Origin of the sequence: Erythrobacter colymbi (assembly GCF_002155685.1) — a bacterium.
GTDB lineage: Bacteria > Pseudomonadota > Alphaproteobacteria > Sphingomonadales > Sphingomonadaceae > Erythrobacter > Erythrobacter colymbi.
This window is the reverse complement of record NZ_MUYK01000001.1, coordinates 204419-224480: the sequence shown is the minus strand read 5'-3', so window position 1 is coordinate 224480 and position 20062 is coordinate 204419. Positions and strand designations below refer to the sequence as shown.

Genomic DNA, 20062 nt, shown 5'->3' with positions numbered 1-20062 from the left:
GGGCGAGCCCCCCTCAATCCCCCAGCGAGGAATTGGCCGGATCGCGCAGCAGCGCCAGCGCCATCGCCGCGATGGTGAGTGTGCGCGCAAGCCCCTCGTTCGCGGGATCGGCGAGGATCAGGCGCGGCTGGCCGTTGAGCTCCACCGCCCCGACCGCACGGCCCTTCTGTTCGAAGACATAGCCGATCGGCGATGCCATCTCGAAGGGCGAGCCTTCGATCTTGTGGACCGAGCGGATCTGCACCACCTCGCCCCCCAGCGCGATCTCGCCCATCCGCTGGCGGCGGCTCAATTCATCGGCGAGGCCGGTCTTCACTTCCTGCAATTCGAAGCGCGCGGGGAAGGCGCGGCCATCGGCGCTGAATTCGCATCGGTAGGCCATCGGCGAGGGGGTGAAGCTCACCGGCTCGATCTCGATCACCTTCTCGCGCATCCGGCACGCGGCCTCGATCGTCCACGAGATGCCCGGGCCTTCAATGGCGAAGCCCGCGCCCGCGCGGTTGGTGACGAGCGCATCGAACAGCGCCAGCCGCTCTTCCGAGCGCTGGAAGCTGCCCTGCCACCGGCCGACATAGAAGCGGCCCTTGTTGCCGCCGCCGATCCCCTCGATCGGCAGCACCGTGCCCTGCCCGGCGGCGAGCGCAGGCGGCAGGTGCATCTCGGCGGCCGGAAGCCCGGAGCATCCGGCGGCGAGCAGCGCGAGGGCGAGAATCGTGACGCGTTTCATCCTGTGACCTGTAACATATTCGTGGGGTGCCGACCTGTCGTGCGGGGGGGCAAGCAGAGGCCGGCACCCCGCACGCATCACCAGCCTACGCGAAGCGATGCGCGCAAAGAGTAGCCGATCTGGCCGAACTGTTCTTCCAGTCCGACCTCGCCGGCGATCTTGTAGCTGCCGTCCCCGCCCAGCGCGCGGGCGCGGGCGAACCAGCCGCTGCCGGCGTCTTCGGGGTTGAGCGTGAACTGCGTGCCGGTGTTGTAGCGCGCGCGGGTGGCGCCGAGATCGCTGGTGAGGAGCTCGCGCCAGCCGCCCTCGGTCTCGAGCCGCAGCCAGCCGCGGTCACGCGCCTGCATCCCGAACAGGTCGACGCCCACGGCGAGACCGCCGTTGATGCCGACTTCCTTGCTCGAGCGCGCGTCCACCGTCAGGTTCAGCGCATTGCCGCCACCGGTTTCGGTGTAGCCGTCTTCCTTGAGGCGCAGGTAATCGACCACCACCGAGGGGCGGAAGAAGAAGAACTGCCCGCCGCCCTCGATCGAGACGCCGCCGGTGGCGGTGATGAAGTCACCCTTCCATTCGCGCAGGATGGTGTAGTTGGCGGCATTGGTGCCCGATCCGGCAAAGACGCGGCTGCCCGAATAGTCGGCCTTGCCCGCGCCCACGCGCGCAAAGCCGATCACCGGGCCGAACTTGCCGCGCCAGTGCGCGCCGGCCTCGTAGCTGTCGGACAGCACCGAATTGTCGAGCGGGCCGTTCTTGTGCTTGTTCCACAGCCAGCTGCCGGTCACCCCGAAGGCGCCGACGCTGGTGAGGTATTCCACCCCGCCGCGGAAGCCGAGACCGGTGAGGTCGAAGGCGGCCGATTGCCCGCGCTCCTTCTCGAGGTTCCAGTTGGCGAAATCGGCGATGATGCGGAACTTGCCTTCCTCGTCGAAGGGCGAGTTGGGGTCCATGAAGTGGCGGTCGAAGGCACGCAGGCCCTGCGAAAGGCCCTGGAAATTGCCCCCGGCATGGTCGGGCAGGGTCTGGGCGACGAAGGCCTGGAACACCTCGGCGTTGTTGATGCCGAGGAACACGTCGGCGACCTTGGTGTCCTTGCTCAGCGCGGCGAACAGCGGATCGAAGGCCGCCGCTTCCGAGGCGTTGAGGCCAAGCTCGCCGGTCGCCTTGCGGCTGATCGCGACGTTGATGTTGTTGCCGCTCACCGCGAGCGCGGCCTTGTAGAGGAACGACACCAGCGCAGAATCGGCGGTGAGGTTGCTCGCACCCGTCAGGCTGCCTGCCGAGATCACGGTGTAGGTGCCGACCGCCGTGTTGATGTCGGCAAGGCGCACGCGGATCTTGGTGCCGGTGCCGAAAGTGGCCGCGCCCGTCACGGTGATCGCGGTAGCCGTGCCCGCCGCGCCGCCGAGCGTCGCGCCGATCACGGTGTTGGCGCCCATGTCGAGGCTGGCGATGGTCGCCGGGCCGTTCACCGCGAGGAGGCCACCCGTGACATTGACCGCGACATTCTGCGCGTTCGTCAGCTTGCCGGTGAAGGCCGAGGTGCCCGCCAGGCTGAGCGTCCCCGCCCCGCCGCCGAAATCGGCATTGCCGACCATCACCGCATCGCCCGAAAGGATCAGGCGGTTGGTGCCGCTGCCAAACAGCACGTTGCCGGCAAAGCCGCCGTCCTGCAGTTCGAGCAGGTCATTGCCCGCGCCGAAGCGGATGTCGCCGGTGATCGTCGGCGCGGTGATCCCCGAGCCGACCACGGTCTGGCGCACGATGCTGTCGGCGCTGCGCGCGGTGAGGTCGATCGCGACATTGCGCACCGATCCGGCCTCGGCCCCGCTCGCGGAGATGGTGCCGCTGTTCTCGATCAGGCCGAGCGTGCCCGAAAGGTCGCGGATGGCGTAGGCGGTGCCGTCCTTGATGGTGGTGGCGGTGATCGCGCGCGAGTTGCGCAGCACCGGGAGCGTAGCGCCGCTGCCGATCAGCACTGCGGTCGCCGTGCCGGTGCCGGTGGTGCCGCTCACGTTCGCGGCGAGGGTGCCGGCGTTGCGCAGTTCGGGGGTGGTGGCGCCCGCCGCCAGTTCGAGCGCCGTGGCATTGCCGCCGCGCGATGCGCCGCCGATCTGGCCGCTGATCTGGATGCCGTTGGCGATGGCAACCGCACCGCCGCGTCCGCCGATGCGCATCCCGGTGCCGTTCACGCCCTGATAGACCCCGTCGCCGAGGATCGTGCCGGACATGACGATGCCGAAGTTGTTGGCGGTCGCCTGGGTCGCGCCGATGGTGATGTCGCTCGTCCCGCCGATCTGCACCGCGGGGGCCGCGCCATAGGCGATGATGCGGGTGTTGCCTTCCTTGGCGTCCTCGATCCCGTCCTTGTCCTCGTCATTGTCGGTGGCGATGGCGTCGGTCGGGGCGATCTCGAACAGGATGCCGCGCGCGACATTGCCCTCGATCACCAGCGCGCTGCCGCCTTGCAGCAGGTCGTCGGCGTCGAGCTTGGAGGGGTCGCTGGGGGCGGGGACGGTGCGGTAGCCGGTGGTGACGATGGTGCTCTGCACCTGCAAGCGGCCGCCGTAATCGCCGCTCAGCACCGCGCCCTGCGCGTTCTGGCCGCGCACGGTGATCTCGCCCGCGAGGCGGACATTGCCGGTGACCCCGTTCAGCGCCACGCCGACGGTGTTGTTGCCGGTGACGGTGGTCTTGCCCTCGATCGTGGCAGTGCCGGTGATCGGGGCCGAGGCGCGGATACCGGCCGAATTGTTGCCTTCGACCACGATCGTGCCGGTGTGGACGAGGTTGCCGGTCAGCGCGCCGTCGATCCGGATCGCGGTGCGCCCGGTGCCGAGCGCGAAGGGCCCGTCGAGATCGCCGTCGTTGTCGGTATCGGTGGCGGTGTAGTTCTCGTCGATCGTGATCGTGCCGGAATTGGTGATGTTGGCGGTGCGGTTGCCGGTCACGAGAATGCCGGTCGCATTGTCGGAATTGGCGACGGTGATGCCGCCCGCGTTGGTTACCGAATTGTTGCTGTCGACGGTCACCGCCGCGCCGCTGGAGACGGTCACCGAGCCGGCGCTTTCGATCCGAACATCGTTCGGCGCGCCGTTGTTGACGGTGGAGGTCACCACCGGCGTGGTGCGCGCGGTGCTGATGACGGTCTGCGCGGCCGCCTTCGAGGCGATGAAGGGCGTGGCGATGGTCGCGAGCGCGGTTCCGGCGAGAAGCAAGCGGGGGTTGATCAAGGGGGTTCCTCCTGTCGTTTGATCAGGAGACGGAGCCCTCGGCCCGCGGCCTTGGCGGTATGGTCAATTTTTTCAGAAGCGCGCGTCGAAGCCGATGCGGATGGTGCGCGGCTGGAGCGGGGTTTCCTGCGCGCGGCCGGTGCTGAAGGGGGTGCCGAGCGCGAAGCGGTTGCCCTCGCTGCCGGCGAGATTGGTGACCGACAGCGTCAGCCCCGCATTCTCGCGCCCCCAGCGCAGGATCGCGCCGCTATCGAGATAGTCGCCCTGCAACTCGCCCAGCTCCGGCCCGATGCCGAGGCGCGACTTGCCGATGTAGCTGACCCAGCCATCGGCCTCGATCCCCGTGCCGTTGGCGAAGCTGCGGCGCCATTGCAGCCCCGCGCGGCCCGAGAAGCGCGCGATGTTGGGGATGCGGCTGAGGCGCGGCGCGGCGAGGAAGCTTTGACCGGCGATGGCGTCCGGGGGAGCGACCACGTCGAACCGTGCGAGCGAGACCTGGGTGGGCGCGAAGAACACCGGCTCGTCGACATCGCTGTCGTTGAGGGTCGCGCCCGCTTCGAAGCGCAGGCCCGGGGCGATGCGGACGCTACCCGACAGGCTCGCCGCCCAGATCCGGCCATTGCCGATATTGGCGGTGGACGGCAGGCCCGCCTCGTCGATGAAATCGGCCTGGATGTCGCGCCAGCGGGTGTAGGACAGGCTCGCGGCGAGATCGAAGTCCCCGCGCCCGGGCTGGCCCCAGCCGCCGCCCAGCTCCACCGTGCGCGCATGGTCGGAGCGGAACTGGCGCACGAAATCGCCCGAGACCGCGAGCCCGCCGGGGCGGAAGCCCTCCTGATAGCGGACATAGGCGCGGCCATCCTCGCCCACATCGACCAGCGCCGAGGCCGAGGGGAGCCACGCGGTCTCGCGCCGCCGGGCAGTGATCGCGCCGGCGGCGGCTTCGCCCAGAAACAGCGGCAGCACGTCCTCCCCCGCCCCGCCCAGCTCGACGCTGGTGAGGCGCAGGCCCGCCGCCAGCGTCAGGCGCGGGAGCAGGCGGTAGCTCGCCTCGCCATAGCCGGTCAGCTCGAACACGGTGTTGCGCACGCCGGTCGAGGTCGGGATCGCGGCGATCAGCGCGCGGGCATTGCTGGTGACGGCGACGCTCTCGGCGATCCCCGCCGCGACGCCCGCCGTGCCGACATCGCCGAGGCGGCGGGTGACGGTGTTGCGGTTGTCTATGATGCTCGCGCCCAGCACCCAGCCGATGCCGTCCTCGCCGACCGGCTGCCAGAGGCGCGTCTCGTTGGCGATCATGCGCGTCTCGTTGCGCTGCCGGAACAGCCGCGGCAGGCCGCCCGGCACGGTCGCATCATAGCGTTCGGTGAGGTCCTGCGCGCCGATCCCGGTCGAGGACTTGACCCGCACGTCCCCGATCCGCCCGGTCACCACCAGCTGCGCCTGCCCGTATTGCGCGCGGCTGCCCTCGGCCACCTGCGCCGAGCTCACCAGCCGCCGCGTGCCGTTGCGGTCGGCATACTGGCTGTCGTCCGCCTCGGTATCCTGCCCGAGCACGATCACATCGACCTGCCATTCGGGCGCGATGTCGAGCCGCAGCGCCGCGCGACCGGCGAAGATCGCGGTGCGGTTGACGTTGCGGCGGCCGATGGCGGGCTTGTCGATGTAGCCGCCCAATGTCGCCGCATCGAGGTTGAGCCGCAGCGTCGCGGTTTCCCCCGCGAGCGGCAGGTTCATCGTCGCATGGGCATCGCCGCCCGGCTCGCCATTGGCGATCGCGCTCGCCCCGCCCGAGACGACGAGGCTGGTCTCCCCCGGCTCCGGCGCGCGCGGCACGAGGCGGATGATCCCGCCGAGCGAGCCTGCGCCGTAGAGCGTGCCCTGCGGCCCTTCGAGGATCTCGACCCGCTCCATGTCGGACAGGCGCAGGTCGGGATCGGGGGCGTTGTAGCTGAGGCGCAGGTCGCCGAAATACTGGCCCACGGTCGCCTGCGTCGGCCCGGTGAAGCTCGAATCCGCGATGCCGCGGATGAACAGCTTGTTGCGCCCGCTGCCGAGATAGGTCGAGGAGACCGTGGCGGCGCGCTGCATGATCTTTTCGGTGCCGCCCACCCCGCCGCGTTCGAGCCGCTCGCCATCGAGCAGGGTCACCTGCGCAGGCGTTTCGGCATAGGTGAGATCGCGCTTGGTGGCGGTGACGGTGATCGGCTCGCCATCGACCGGCGCAGACGGCGGCGGGGTGTGGCTCACCCGCTGCTCCGGCACCTCGCGCGGTGGGCGCGTGCGCGCGAGCAGCGAGGGGCGGCGCGGCGGCGGCGCGACCAGCCGCCATGCGCCGGGTGCGACCTGCACCGCCTGCAAGCCGCTCGCTCTGGCGAGGCGCCTGACCGCTTCGGGCGCGTCCATCCGCCCTCTGATCCCCGCCACGCGCGCGCGGCCGAGCGCGGGATCGGCGATGACGATGCTCGCCCCCGTCGCCCGCGCGATGCCGATGGCGACCTCGCTCACCGTTCCCGCAGGCACGGCAAGCTCCGCCTCCCGCGCGGCGAGGGGCGCTGTTGCGGCCAGCACGACCAGTGCGGCAAGCGGGGCGGCCAGCTGCCTCATGGCGTCATTCGGCGGCGATCACCCAGTTGGCGCCTTCCTCGCGCACCTTGACCCCGAGCAGCGGTTCGAGCGCGCGCGGATCGCTCCGCAGCGCATCGGTGGCGATGCTGCCCGACAGGCGCGTGGCAGTGTCGGCGCTGGTGAAGTTCTTGCCCGTGGCGCGGGTCAGCTCGGCGGCGATTTCGGCAAGGCTCGCGGCATCGAAGCTGATCCGCCCGCGCCGCCATTCGCCCACCGATGCCGGATCGACCGCGACAACGCGGGTGCGGTTGCCGCTGCGCACCGCGCGCTCGCCCGCATCGACGCGGACGGCCTCGTTCCTGGGATCGACGATCACCGCGCCTTCGGAGACGGCAAGGTCGAGCCTGTCTCCCGCCAGCCGCACGTCGAACACCGTGCCCGCATCGACCAGCCGTGTGCCCGCGGCGGTGAGCACGAAGGGTTCGCTCGCATCGTGGCGGATGGTGAAGAGCGCCTGCCCCGCCTCCAGCCGCGCCGCGCGCGCGCCTTCGAGCGCCAGCGTGCTGCCTCCGGCGAGCTCGACCGTGCTGCCATCCTCGAGCGCGATCAGCCGCGTCTCGCCCGGCGCGGTCTGGTAGGTGGTGGCCTGAGGCCCGACCCACAGCACCGATGTCACCGCCAGCACCAGCGCGGCAGCAATCGCACCGCCCAGCCAGCCGCGCCGCGAGGCGAGCCATCCGGGCGGGTTGTCGTTGGCGGCAGCGGGCTCGGGGGCCGGTTCAGGCGCGGGTTCGGGCAGCACCGCCAGCGCCGCGTCCGCGTCGTCGAGCGCGAACTGCACTTCGTCATAGGCGAGCCCATGCGCGGGGTCGGCCTCGAGCCAGTCGGTGAAGCCGTCCCAGTCGTCGAAATCGGGCGCGCGCATCGCCAGCGCCCAGCCGAGCGCGGCGTCGCGGACCTTGGGGTCTGAGTTCATTGCGCCGTTCATCGCATCGGGCCTCCTGTCACCAAGACGGAGCCATGCGCCTCATGCCTCATCGATCGCCCCCCGAACATCGACAATTTTCGCGTAGGCGCGCCGCAGGTCGCTCTCGACCGTGCTGAGGCTGACGCCGAATTCGGCTGCGATCTCGCGCTGGGTGAGCCCGTCGATGCGGTGGCGGCGGAAGATCGCGGCGGCGCGCGCGCCGACCTCCTCAAGCGCCTGCTGGACCAGCGCGACCTGCTGGCGCGCGGCGATTTCGCGCTCCGGGCCGGGGGCGGGCGCGATGTTGTCGGCAAGGCCTGGCTGCGCCTCGGCCCAGGCGGCATCGCGCAAGGTCGCCTGGCGGTGCGAGCGGTAGCGGTCGATCATCAGCCGGTCGGCGGCGCGCATCATGTAGGCAAGGCCGCTCGCCGCCTCGCGGTCTGACGCGGCGGCAAGGCGCAGCCACAGCTCCTGCGCCAGATCCTCGGCCGCCTCCCCCGCCCCGCGCGCGCGCAGGAAGCGCAGCAGCCGGGGCCGGTGCGCGAGGTAGGCCTCTTCGAGCGGGTCGGTGGGGGCCATGGCGGGAATCGGACAGGTCTCGATGGGTCGGGTCGCGGGGCTGCAGTTGCGCCCCTAGCATGAATGCGGGCCGAACGGGAATTGCCGCGCGCGCCGTGGCGTCATGCGGGCGCGCAGGCAACGGCGGCTCGATGAAAGCGCACAAGGGCGCGACGAAAACTTACCTGTGTCAGAGGGTTCGCCCGCGCAAGTCCGTATAGGCCTGAGGGGGGCCGCACACCAACCTCGATTACTATACGGAGAGACCCGAGTGCCCACGCGCTGGCCCGATCTGGGCGCGACCACCTATTTCAACATTGCCGGCGCCGAACTCCACTATGCCCTGCGCGGCGAAGTCCGCCGCGGCGCGCCCTTCGTGCTGCTGGCGCACGGGGCTTTCGGCGATCTGCGCAGCCTGCTCCCCGTCGCCGACCGGCTGGAGGATGCCTGCATCCCGGTCACCATGTCGCTCCCGGCGCTGGCGGGGGATGCCCGGCCGGCGCGGCCCTTCGGCACGGGCGGGCAGGCCGAGGACCTTGCCGACCTGATCGCCGCGCTGGGCGCCGCGCCCGCGCATATCGTCGCCTGGTCCTTTGCCGCGCACGCCGCTCTGGCGCTCGCGTGCCGGCGGCCCGAGCTGGTGGCGAGCCTGTTCCTGTTCGAGCCGGGCTTTCCCACCTTCGTCACCGATCCCGCGACGCTGGCCGCGATCGAGGAGGACACGCTGGCGGCCTTCGTCCCCGTTGCCGAGGCCGTTGCGGATGGCGATTTCGACGCCGCGCTCGCCCATGCGATCGATGCCGCCGCGCGCGAGCCGGGCTATTTCGCCCGCCAGCCCGAAGCCTACCGGATCATCCACCGCGACAACGCCGGGACGCTGCCCGCACTGTTCGCCCAGACCGAACCGGTGCCGCTGGGGCCGGAGGATCTCGCCGCGATCACCTGCCCGGTGACCGTGGCTCGCGGGGAGCACACGCGCGCCTGCTACGCGCTCGTCACGGATGCCGCCGCCGCGCTGGTGCCGGGGGCGCGGCATGAGGTGGTGGCGGATGCGGGCCACCTTCTGCCCGAACAGGACCCCGCCCGCTTCGCCGCGCTGGTGCGCGCGCATCTCTCGGCTGCGGGAGCCATCGCGGCGGGCTAGACGTTGCCGCACAGGATCTGGCGCGGGGCCTGGCCGAGTTTGTACTCGCCTGCATCGAAGCCCGCGCCGGCGAAGTTCTGCCACAGGTCGATGCCGGTGATCCAGCACGTCCCGTCGGCGCGGCGGGCGGCGACCCATGCGCCGATCTGGCGATATTCGGGGACGCTGGTGAGCGCGTTGCGGTGGACGTACCAGTCGGCGCTGTAGAGGTTGAGCTTGAGGATCGTCTCGCCCGGCACCAGCCGCGAAAAGCCTTCGCGCAGGCCCTTCTCCCATGCCGGATTGTGGGCGAGCGGCGGCTTCATCCTTACCCTCGCAAGGCTCGCCCCGCGATTGGCGACGACCCTTTTGCGCAGCGCCGCATCGCCGCCGATCGCGGCGAGCGCGGCGTCGGCCTCGGCAAGGCGCGGGGGCACTTCGGCCATGTCGGGATAGACCCGCGCCATGGCCGCCAGCCCTGCCCTCAGCGCCGCGAGCGCATGGCGCTGCGCCTCGGCACGGCAGATGTCGTCCTGCAAGGGCGGGACATCGCTGTCGGGCGAGCGATCGCCGGTGCTCTCGAAGGTCGCGCGGTAGGCGGAAATGTCGCGCGCGGCGCCTTCGACCTGCTTCACATAGTTGCGGCGTTCCAGCCCCAGCTTCTTGGGATCGGTCGGCCCGGCAAGGAAGCGGTCGACGCGGGCGTTGTAGGCTTCGAGGAAGGCGGCGAGTTCGCCCCTGCCGCTGGCACAGTCGCTCGGCGCGAAGCGCGGGAGGCCGAAGCGCTTGGTGAAGTCCCAGGTGCGCTTGACGAGGTTGGGATTGTCGGGCTCGGGCGCGGTAGTGGCGGCACTTGCGTTGCCGCCCCGCCCCTCGCGCGGCTGGCGCTGCGCTTCGGCGGGGGCGGCGTAGATCAGGGCGGCCAGCATCGCGGGCCAAAGCAGGGTCGGGCGGCGCATGTTTGTCTCCCTCCGGTCGTGCGGGAGACAGGCCTGCGCCCGATGCGCGCCCCGGCCAATCCCCTCAACCGGAGGGGGGCGCGCGGTGCCTCAGTCGGCCGCGCCGACCGGGCCGACCGGCACTTCGAGCGTGAGGCAGGTGCCCCCCGGCCCGCTCGCGATCGCCAGCGACCCGCCGAGATTGCGCGCGCGGGTTTCCATGCTGGTGAGCCCGCGTCCGCGGCGGTAGCCTTCGGCAAGGCCCGTCCCGTCGTCGCGGATCACGATGCGGATCGGCCCGGTGGCAGGCGCGGTGCCCTCTACCCCGATCCGCGTCGCGCCCGAATGGCGCATCGCGTTGGTCACCGCTTCCTGAAGGATGCGCAGCACCTGCAAGGTCGGGCGCGGGCCGAGATCGACGCTCTCGTCGACATCCGCGAAGAAATCGAGCGCGATGCCCGCCGCCTCGATCTGGCTGCGCACGCGGTGCTCGAAGGACCGCAGCGTCTCGGCGAGGCCTTCCTCGGCCGAATCCATCGAATCGACGATCAGCCGCAGGTCCGCGATGCTGGCCTGCAGGCCCTGCTCGATCTCCTCCGGCTGCGCCCCGCCGGACCGCACCTGCATCATCAGCCCGAGCAACTGGCCGCCGATCCCGTCATGCATGTCGCGCACGATCCGCTGGCGCTCGACCAACATCACCTGCCGCTGGAGCATCTGCTTCTGCGCCTCGTAGCTCGCTTCGAGCTTGGCGTTCTGCTGGACGAGTTCGGCCGCGAGGATGGCGTTGGATTGCACCACGGTGCGCCGCGCCTCGCTCGCCTCGCGCGCGATCGATGCCACGACCCCGAGGCCGAGCAGCAGGCCTGCGGGCGCAGCGGAATAGAAGGTGAGCGCAAGGCCGCGCGCCAGCGGGAGCGCGAGGTCGAAGGCGTTGTCCGCCGCATCGACCGACAGGGCGAGCAGGCAGAACATCAGTGTGATCCGCTCCAGCCAGCGCCCGTCGCGCCGCGCGGCCACGCCCCATGCCAGCGCCGCAAGCCCCGCCAGCGCCAGCACCAGCAGGAGCAGCGCATTGGCAATCGCCAGCCCCTCGAACCACGGCATCACCACCGGCCCCAGGGCAAAGCCTGCCGCGGTCACACCCGCAAGATAAACCAGCAGCGCCCCCCACAGCCACACCAGCCAGGTCGCCCAGCGCGCGCTGACGGCCTCGCCCGCCAGAAGATGCCGCGCAAAGGCGATGATCACCGAGAAATCGAGCAGGTAGTAGAGGAAAGCGGTGATCAGGAACGGCAGCTCGAACGGGGTCTGGAAGGAGATGAAATAGGTCCGCACCGACCACACCCCCATCAGCAGCATCAGGCTGCGGATGCGCGCGCGGTCTTCGGCGGGCCAGTTGGTGACGAGGCACAACAGCGTCGCAAAGGCGAGCACCGAGATGGCGATGACGGGGATGATGCTGGTGATGAGGTCGATCACGCCCGCCGCGCGCGCGGCTTCCTCCGCCGGGCCGATATGAAACGGCGCAAGGGCGAGGACGGCGCTCTGCGTCTCGACCAGCACGTCGATCCGGTTGGTGCCCTTGCGCAGCAGCGCGGGCGGGAGGACGTAATAGAGCGCGGTGCCGTCGGCCGCGCCGCGCAGGGTGTCGAGCGGGATGTTGGGCTGGATCACCGTGCCGTTGAGCTTGATCTCCTGAAGGCCGGGGGTGGCGCCGATGAAGAAGGCCAGATCTTCCTGTCCCGAGGGCGGGGTGAAGGGGATCTGGAACACCACCCGCGGCCCGCTGCGTTCGTCGACCCGCGCGCGGTAGATGGGATTGGGCTCGAAGGTGGCCTCCTGCGGCTGCGCGCCCGGGGCCGGATTGCCCGCATCGTCGGCGCGGACGTAGGCGAGCGCGGGCGGCGGCGTCATTCCGGCCGGGCGCACCGCGGTCTCGCCCCAGTAGAGCGCGCCCCAGAACGCCGCCAGCACCCCGAGCAGCGCCAGCAACGCCAGCCCTGCCTTGGCCCGATCAAGCATGATTGCCACCTGTGTCCCCCCATCTGTCCTGCCTGTCCGCGTGCCGATCCTTGACCATCGGCGCACGGCGGCCCTGTGTGTGTTCTAGTCCGGAATGGCCCGGTACGTCTGTAGCCACTGGTAAAGCGGTATTCCGTAACAGGCCGGCATTTCCACTGCATCGACCATTGCGAAGGCGCGGCCCGTCCACGCCCAGCGCCGCCGCCAGCCGCATTTTCCGTCGGAATAGGCGGTGATCTGGCCGCTCGCCGGATCGAAATCGCTGTTGGGCAGCACCGGACGTTCGGCGGGGCGGCCCTGTTCGGGGCGCGGAAGCGGGAAGGCGGCGGTACCCTCGTCCGGCGTCTCGATCATCCACAGGCGGCGCGGCGCGTGCGGATTGTCGGAGCACCCCAGCGCCCAGAGGTAATCGCCGCTCGCCAGCTTCCAGCGGGCGCGCTGCGGATCGGGGCCTTGCAGGTTCACTTCGGGACATTCGCGCGCGCGGGCGGCGACCAGCGCCGCGTCGGTGGCGAAAGAGGCCTGTGCGTTCACTTCCTCGCCGCGCAGCGCACGCACGCGCTCGCGCGGCGGCGGGGGCGGGACGGTGCGGGCGGGTGCCGGACCCTTGGCATAGATCGCGGTGACCGTGCCGCGCCGCCCCTGCCCTTCGTCGATAAAGCGCAGCGCGGCGGTCATCCCGGCGGTGGTGACGATCCCGTGCATCCGCCCGTCGGCAAAGCGGGTCGCGGCGCGCGGGGTCTTCACGCTCTCGGTAAGGAAGGCGGCGACATCGGCGGAGGCGAGTTCGTAGCGCCCCGGCTCGCGCGGGATCAGGTGATAGGCGCGGCCCGTGCAGTCGCCGTCGCATTCGGTATAGACGTGCAAGGTGGCCGGCCCCTCGCCCGCGCTCGCCTCGCCCCAGACGGTGGTGTCGAGGAACACCCGCACTCGCGCCTCCGGTCCGGCGAGGCGCTTCACCCACAGCTTCGGCTGCGCATAGTCGCCCGGATCGCCCTCCGCGATGCGCGCCACGAAATCGCGCGAGACGCTGAGCGCGGTGCGTTCGCGGGCGTTGTCGCAGGCGACCGACCAGTCGGCGAATTCGGCCACCTCGGGCGCGATCCACTGACCGGGCGGGGAATCCTCCGCCTGCGCGCCGCCGGCCAGCATCGCCGCCAGCCCCGCCAGCGCGCACGCCTTCATCCTAGCCACGGCGCTTCCACGGACCGCGCCAGCCGACGATCGCGAAGCCTGCAGCCAGCAGCAGCGCCAGCGCCATGCGCGGGTAATAGATCGCGGGGTCGAAATCGCGGATGTCCTCGATCAGCTCAGGCCCGTCACCGCTATAGGGGGTGTCGACCACGAGGAAGCTGTCGCTGACCTTGGTCTTCGCGTACACGTCCTTCGTCACCCAGATCACGTCGGTATAGGTCGAATCCGCCACCGCATCGCCGCTGGGCGGCGGTGCGGTGGGGACCTCGGCTCCGTCCTCATAGTCCCGAAAGGCGAAGCCGGATTTGGGATTGAAGCGCACGTGCAGGACCTGGATGTCGGTCTTGCGGGTGCGACCCTTGCGCAGCTGGGTGACCATCTGGTCGGTGTTCATCGCGATCACCTGCGCGCGGCTGACCGTGCCCTCCTTGCGATAGCGATCGGTGAAGGACTGGTCCTCCTGCATCCGCATGAAAAAGACGAGCGCGAAGATCGCGGCGAGCACCGCGAGGCAATGGAACACCACGCCGATCCACGGCCGGGCTGCATCTTTCATGTTGGTTTCCCCCTTGACCTGTTCGCGGGGGAATAGCCCTCAGGGCGGCGGGGGCGCATCCCCTCCATCTGAGGGGGGTGCATCGGCATAGCGCCAGCTGGTGGGATACCAGACCCGCGGCCAGAAATCGTAGGGCACGATCCGGCAGCGGTCATAGCGGCGCTGGAGGATCATGGCGAAGCTGGTGCCCGTCCAGCCGAACTTGACCCATTGGCCGCAGTCGATCCGCTCGCCCTTGGGCAGCTGGATCGCCAGCAGCGAATCCCCGCCCATCCCGGCATAGTCGTGCCGCCGGGTGATCCCGGCATTGTCGCGCATCTCGAAATGGATCGGCGCAGCCCCATCGGGGTGGAGGAAGATGTGGTTGCCTTCCGGACATTCGGCCACCCACAGCCGGTGCTGCGGGCCGATGCGGTAGACGAAGGGCCGGTTGGGCAGGGCACGGTCGGCGCAGGCGCGCTCGACCTCGTCGGGGACGGGGGCCTCCTCGGCATCGACGGTGGTGAGGATGGTGTAGTGGTATTCCTGGAGCCACGCCGCGCGCTCTTCCGGGGTGAGCGGGTCGCTCGCGGGGTGCTGGAGCCGGTCCATGCGGGCGAGCAGGCGAGCAAGGTTGCCGCGCGGCAGGCGGGCGATCACCCGCTCGCCATCGTGCATCGCCGCCCCCGGCCAGCGCGCGAGTGCGTCGATCAGCGAAGGCGCAGCCTCGGGCGAGGCGCGGTAGGCCCCGTCCTCCTCGCGCTCACCGAACCCCAGCGGCAGCGCCGCGGTCCCCCGCAGCCGACCGCGCGGGATCATCCGCCAGCGCGCATCCGGGGGCGGCACCGCGAGCGCGCCGGTAGAATCGATGAAGGCCATCCTGAGGCGCAGCGCGGCGTTCTTCGCCACCCCGCGCTCGATCATCACCACCGCGCGCACGCCGATATTGTCGCGCGGCGGGGTAACGACGCCGATGATCTGGCACAGCTGCGCGCTGTTGCATTGCAGGGTCCAGTCGCCCGCGTTCAGCGCCCGGTCGAGTGCGCGCAGCCAGGCGGGCGGACGGGGGGCGTCTTCGGCATGGAGGGGCGCAGGCGCCACCCACGCGCCAAGCGAGACGAATGGCAGGGTCGCAACTGCCATCCGCCTCGCCGGTCCGAAGCCCGTTTTGGTCAAGGTCGGGCTCCGGCCCCGGCGCGAGGGGGGCCCGCGCCGAAGTCCGTCAGAAGGCAATGCTGACCCCGGCCTCGACCGCGTGGCGATCGGTCTTGCCGATCTCGCCGCGATAGCCGAGGCTGAAGCGCGCGCCGCTACCCGTGGTGTAGACCAGCGATGCCCCGCCGATGCCCTGCACCGTGTCGCGGGTGTCGCCCTGCAGCACCACGCCCGCATTGCTGACCGCGAAGGTCACGGGGATTTCGCGGTCGCCGTCGAGCAGCAGGTAGCGCCCGCCCAGATCGAGCCTCAGGTCGAGCCCGGCGGAGTCCTCCTCCTGCCCGCCGCTCGCGTCCCACAGGCGCTTGGTGGCGGTGAGGCGGGCCTGGCCCTCCCACGTCTCGGTCGCCAGCGCGCCGAGCTTCAGACGCAGCGGGCTGGTGCCGCTTTCGGTGTAGGCATCCTGCTCCTGCCGCACCACGCTGGCGCGGGCATTGGCCTCGAAGTTCCACCCCGCGCTCGCGCCGAGCCCGGCGCCGGCCTCGAAGAACATCGCGAACAGCGAGCTTTCGGTCGCGCCGTCGACGCTGCCCGAGAAGCCGTTGAAGCTGACGTTGCGCAGGGTCGCCTGATCGACATTGCCGAGCACGATCCCGCTACCGAACGCGAGGTCGCCGGTCTGGTAGCGCAGGCCGACGCTGCCGAGCACGGTCTCCTGGTCGCCGCCGCCGCCATTGCTGCCGAGCGTGATGCTGCCATCCGCCCAGCCCGCCGACGCGCCGAGGGTGAAGCCGTCGCCGAGGTCGACATTGACCCCGCCGCTGATCCCGCGGGTCTCGTGGTCATAGGCCAGCGTCGTGCCCGAGGCGCTGCGGTTGCCCCATGCGCCGAAGCCCGACATCCACAGGCGGTTGCCCCGGCCGTGGCGCGCATCGACGAGGCCGATCGCATCGATGAAGCCGAAGGCGGTGTCGGCCGCGGCAAGGTTCTGGGCGTTGAAGGTCGAGGGCCTCGCGGTCAGCACCGAGGGGGCCATCAGCGCGGCATTGCTCTGGTAGAACACCGAGAGCGGCAGCAGCGCGCCGACCGTCTCGACCGTGCTGAAAGTGCCCGTCAAAGTGCCGCCGGTGCGCAGGAAGGTGCCGCCCTGCCCTTCGGCCCCGCCGATCCCGACGAAGCGGATCGTCCCGCCGTTCAGCACCGCGTTGCCGGTGACGTCGAGCAGGTCGATATTGCCGTTGGCGTCGAATTCGATCTCCAGCACCGACCCGGCGTTGTGGGTGTAGTTGCCCTGCACCGTCAGCGTGCCGATCGAATTGCCCGGCGCGACCGTGCCGTTGTTGACGAGGTTGCCGATGATCCGCCCCGTGCCGTCAAGCGTCGCGCCGCTGGCGACGGTGACGTTGGTCGTGGCGACGGTGTTGATCCGGGTGCGCCCGGCTTGGGCATTGAGCGCGCCGAGGGTGAAGGCGTTGGCGAAGGTCAGCTGGCCTGCGCCGAGCTTATTGAACGTCCCCGCGCCCGACAGCCCGTTGGCGAAGGTCGCCGCGGCGGCGTTGGTGTAATCGAGGCTCGCCCCGCTGGCGATGCTGACCGTGCCGGTGCCGAGCGCCGCATTGCCGCTCACCCCCACGCTGCCGCCCTGGATGTCGATCCCGCCGGTGTGGGTGTTGGTGCCGGTAAGGAAGGCCGCGCCGCCGCTGGTCTTGACGATCCGGCCCGCGCCCGAGACGTTGTTGGCAAGGCTGATCGCCCCGATGCCGAGCTCGGCCCCGCTGGCAATCGTCACCCCGCCGCTGCCCAGCCCGTCACCAAAGTTGAGGCCGAGTCGTCCGGCGTTGATCGTGGTGCCGCCCGAATGGCTGTTGCCGGCGTTGTTGATCACCACCGTGCCGCTGCCGTCCTTCACCAGCGCGCCCGAGCCGCTGAGGACGTTGCTCATCGCCACGTTTGTCGCGCCCGAATAGTCGACGATCAGCTGCGTGCCGCTGCCCAGCTGGACCCCGCCCGTGCCGAGCGAGGCCGGGGTGAGAACGCGCAGGGCGCCCTGCTGCACCTCGGTTCCGCCCGAATAGGCGTTGTTGCCGGTGAGCGTGCCGGTGTTGTTGGCGGTCTTGATGACCTTGCCCGCGCCGAAGATCGCATTGGCCACGGTCACGCCGCCGATGCTCAGGATCGCGCCCTGCTGGACGGTGACCGTGCCCGTGCCGAGCCCCTGCCCGTTGTTGAGGCCGAGGCGGCCTGCGGTGATCAGCGTGCCGCCGGAGTAGCTGTTGGCGTTCTGGATCACGAGCACGCCCGTGCCCGTCTTGGTCAGCCCGCCGCCGCCGCTGATGGTGTTGCCGATGGTCTCGGTCCCGGCGGTGTCGAACACCAGCCGCGTGCCGCTTGCCGTGGTGACCGGCCCGCCGCCCAGCGCTGCCGCCGTGCCGATGATCACCCGCCCGCCGGTGATGTCGACCCCGCCGGTGAGCCCGTTCGAGAGCAGCGTGAGATCGCCTGCGTCCGACTTGCGCAGGATGCCCGCCCCGGTGACGTTCTGCGCCAGTGTCTGCGCGCCGGCGATGGCAAGGTCGAGCGCCGCGCCCGCCTGCACCGTGATCGCGCCCGTGCCGAGCACGCCCACGTTGGTCACGCGGATCGCGCCCTGCTGGATGTCGGTGCCGCCGCTGTAGGTGTTGGCTCCGGTCATGAACACGGTGCCGGTGCCGGTCTTGATCACCTTGCCGCTGCCATAGACCACGCTTGCGAGGTTGGTGCTGCCCGCCGTGTCGAGCTGCAGCGTGCCGAGCGTGTTGATGAAAACGCCGCCCGCGCTGGTGCCGATGTTCTGGTCGCCCGCGATCTGGAGCGTTCCGTTCTGGATCGCGATCGCCCCGCCGAACTGGCTGCCATTGCCGGTCAGCGTGACGCGGCCCGTGCCGTTCTTCTCGAAGGTGCCGTCACCGGCGAGGCCCGCGGCCATGGTCGAATCCGCGGTGGCGTTGATGTAGACGACCGTGCCGGTGCCGATCTCCAGCGTGCCGCTGCCCAGCGCATTGCCGTTGGTGACCAGAATGTCGCCATCCTCGACCCGCAGCGTGCCGGTGAAGCCGGTGTTGTTGCCGTAGAGTTCGGCAGTGTTGTTGGCGGTCTTGCGGACGAGGCCGGTGCCGGTGAGATTGTTGTTGAGGATGATCCCGCCGATGCCGAGCTCGGCCCCGGCGTCGATCTGGATCGCGCCCGTCCCCAGCGCGCCGCCATTGTTGAGGCCGAGCCGCCCGGCGCGGATCGTGGTGCCGCCGGTGTAGGTGTTGGCGGCGTTGATCACCACGTCGCCGCTGCCTTCCTTGATGAAGCTGCCATCACCGATCAGGAACGGCGTCGTCTGGAGCAGTTGGCCCGCGCCGCTGTAGCTCAGGATCAGGCTGCCGCCAGCATTGGCCAGCACCTGCCCGGTGCCGAGCCGCGCAAAATCGTCCACCCGGATTGCGCCCGAGGTGATCACGGTGCCGCCCGAATAGGTGTTGGTGCCCGTAAGATCGAGCACGCCCGTGCCCGCCTTCACCAGCCGCAGCGCGCCGCCGATGTCGTTGGCGAGCGTCTCGTTCGCGGCAATGTTCACCGCGAGGAAATTGCCCTGCGTGCTCGACGTGATGTCGCCGGTCCCCAGCGAGGCGACGGTGTAGACCTCGAGCCCGCCGCCGCCTTCGATCGCCAGACCGCCGCTGAAGGTGTTGATCCCGGTGAGGTAGCCGTTGCCCGGCCCGTCCTTGATCACGCGGCCGGTGCCGATAATGCCCGCAGCGATCGTGAAATCCCCGAATTCGATCGTGCCGAAATTCTGGATCGTGCCGGTGCCGCCGACGCCTGCGGCGGTGAAGAGCGCGGTGTTGAGCTGGTCGATGACGAAGGTGCCCGTGAAGTTCGACCAGTCGCCTCCGAACAAACTCACCGTGTTCGCCGCGTTGAGCGAAAGCGTGCCGCTGCCGGCGAAATTGTTGTCATAGACCTGATTGGACGTTCCGGCGATGATCAGGGTCGCACCCTGGAAGATGGTGACGTCGCTATTGCTCACCCCCAGCGATTGCGGGTTGGAGACCCGCGCCGCGCCGCTCACCACGCGGAAATCGGTGACGTTGACGTGGGTTCCGTTGATCCCGCGAAAGCCCCCCGGCCCGGCGTCGATTACCAGGCGCTCGAAGGCGGTGGTGCTGTACTGGGAAATGCCGCTGCCCTCGATCCGCATCTGGTCGAAGCCCGCCCCGCCGGTGAAGACGATGTTGGTGCCGGTCCCGCCGGTGATCGAGGCGCCATCGAAGATGGTGATGTCGTCATTCCCGTCGCCGAGATTGGCCGCAAGGCCATCGGACTGCACCACCAGGCTGCCGCGCACATTCAGCCGCTGGCTGCCGTCATTGCCACCGATCAGGTAGCCGCCGTTGGCGCTCGATCCGGTCAGCGTTCCGTTCAGATCGATGACGTTGATGCCCCCGGTCACATTGAACACCGAAAGATTGGTCGGCATGATGCTGACGCTGGCGCCCTGCGCGATCCGCAGGTTGGAGCCAGCGCCCTCGACGGTGATCCCTGCCGCCGTGGAACTGCCCGCGATGTCGACGAGACCACCGGCGCCCTGCAGATAGATCGTCGAGGCATCGAATGCCGCGCCGCTGCGGACGAGGATCTGGTTCTGGTCGCCGATCGCGAAGATCACCGAGCCGCCGTTGACCGTCGCGCCGCTCGCGACCTCGACCTGCACCCGGTCGGCATTGGCGCTGATGAACGTGCCCGATGCGGTGCCGGAGCAGGTCACCACCGTGCCGTCGGTCGTGATATTGCCCACCGGATCGGTGTTGTTGGTCACGCATTGCGCCTGCGCCTCGCTGGCGAAGGTCAGCGACAGGAACGAGGCCGAGGCCATGAGCGCGGCGTGGGCGAGGTGGCGACGGGTATTGGTGCGACGGGTAACGGACATGGAAACTCCCCTCCAGGGTACTGATTTCCATGTCGCAATCGGCCCAAGAGGCGCTTTGTCCTATCCCCACAGGCGAGGGGGGTAT

At 70.1% G+C, this 20062-nt stretch carries 12 protein-coding genes; 1 reads left to right on the top strand and 11 read right to left on the bottom strand.

Annotated features, from left to right (window positions below; genetic code table 11):
• Positions 1-13 precede the first annotated feature (13 nt).
• From BZF57_RS01025 to BZF57_RS01005, 5 genes are all read right to left on the bottom strand, one after another.
• Positions 14-727 (bottom strand): VV20781 family protein, encoded by a 714-nt coding sequence (locus tag BZF57_RS01025; RefSeq protein WP_086733689.1) that lies wholly within the window; start codon positions 725-727, stop codon positions 14-16.
• A gap of 77 nt (positions 728-804) precedes the next feature.
• Positions 805-3957 carry an autotransporter outer membrane beta-barrel domain-containing protein gene (locus BZF57_RS01020; RefSeq protein WP_240505805.1) on the bottom strand — a complete coding sequence of 1051 codons (3153 nt, stop codon included), beginning with the start codon at positions 3955-3957 and terminating at the stop codon, positions 805-807.
• 72 nt (positions 3958-4029) lie between these two features.
• On the bottom strand, positions 4030-6564 hold the full coding sequence (locus BZF57_RS01015) for a TonB-dependent receptor (protein WP_086733687.1): 2535 nt from the start codon (positions 6562-6564) through the stop codon (positions 4030-4032).
• Positions 6565-6568: 4 nt separating this feature from the next.
• On the bottom strand, positions 6569-7513 hold the full coding sequence (locus BZF57_RS01010) for a FecR family protein (RefSeq protein ID WP_086733685.1): 945 nt from the start codon (positions 7511-7513) through the stop codon (positions 6569-6571).
• A gap of 39 nt (positions 7514-7552) precedes the next feature.
• Positions 7553-8071, bottom strand: coding sequence for an RNA polymerase sigma factor (locus BZF57_RS01005; RefSeq protein ID WP_086733683.1), 519 nt, complete (start codon positions 8069-8071; stop codon positions 7553-7555).
• A gap of 250 nt (positions 8072-8321) precedes the next feature.
• Here BZF57_RS01005 and BZF57_RS01000 point away from each other — a divergent pair, with 250 nt between their 5' ends.
• The gene (locus tag BZF57_RS01000) at positions 8322-9194 is read left to right on the top strand and encodes an alpha/beta fold hydrolase (protein WP_162290937.1); all 873 of its coding nucleotides are present in this window, start codon (positions 8322-8324) and stop codon (positions 9192-9194) included.
• On the opposite strand, the gene BZF57_RS00995 is transcribed toward BZF57_RS01000, so the two are convergent.
• The 6 genes from BZF57_RS00995 to BZF57_RS00970 all read right to left on the bottom strand — a co-directional run bounded on the left by BZF57_RS00995 (position 9191) and on the right by BZF57_RS00970 (position 19977).
• The gene (locus BZF57_RS00995) at positions 9191-10132 is read right to left on the bottom strand and encodes a hypothetical protein (RefSeq protein WP_086733679.1); all 942 of its coding nucleotides are present in this window, start codon (positions 10130-10132) and stop codon (positions 9191-9193) included. The genes BZF57_RS01000 and BZF57_RS00995 overlap by 4 nt on opposite strands.
• Before the next feature lie 90 nt (positions 10133-10222).
• Positions 10223-12136, bottom strand: coding sequence for a sensor histidine kinase (locus BZF57_RS00990; protein ID WP_086733677.1), 1914 nt, complete (start codon positions 12134-12136; stop codon positions 10223-10225).
• 84 nt (positions 12137-12220) lie between these two features.
• Positions 12221-13321, bottom strand: a complete 1101-nt coding sequence (locus BZF57_RS00985; protein WP_086733675.1) for a DUF1176 domain-containing protein — start codon at positions 13319-13321, stop codon at positions 12221-12223.
• 1 nt (position 13322) lies between these two features.
• Positions 13323-13886, bottom strand: coding sequence for a hypothetical protein (locus tag BZF57_RS00980; RefSeq protein ID WP_086733673.1), 564 nt, complete (start codon positions 13884-13886; stop codon positions 13323-13325).
• 39 nt (positions 13887-13925) lie between these two features.
• Positions 13926-15008 carry a DUF1176 domain-containing protein gene (locus BZF57_RS00975; protein WP_086733671.1) on the bottom strand — a complete coding sequence of 361 codons (1083 nt, stop codon included), beginning with the start codon at positions 15006-15008 and terminating at the stop codon, positions 13926-13928.
• A gap of 79 nt (positions 15009-15087) precedes the next feature.
• Positions 15088-19977: an autotransporter-associated beta strand repeat-containing protein gene (locus BZF57_RS00970; protein WP_086733669.1), complete on the bottom strand. Its 4890-nt coding sequence runs from the start codon at positions 19975-19977 to the stop codon at positions 15088-15090.
• Positions 19978-20062: the final 85 nt, after the last annotated feature.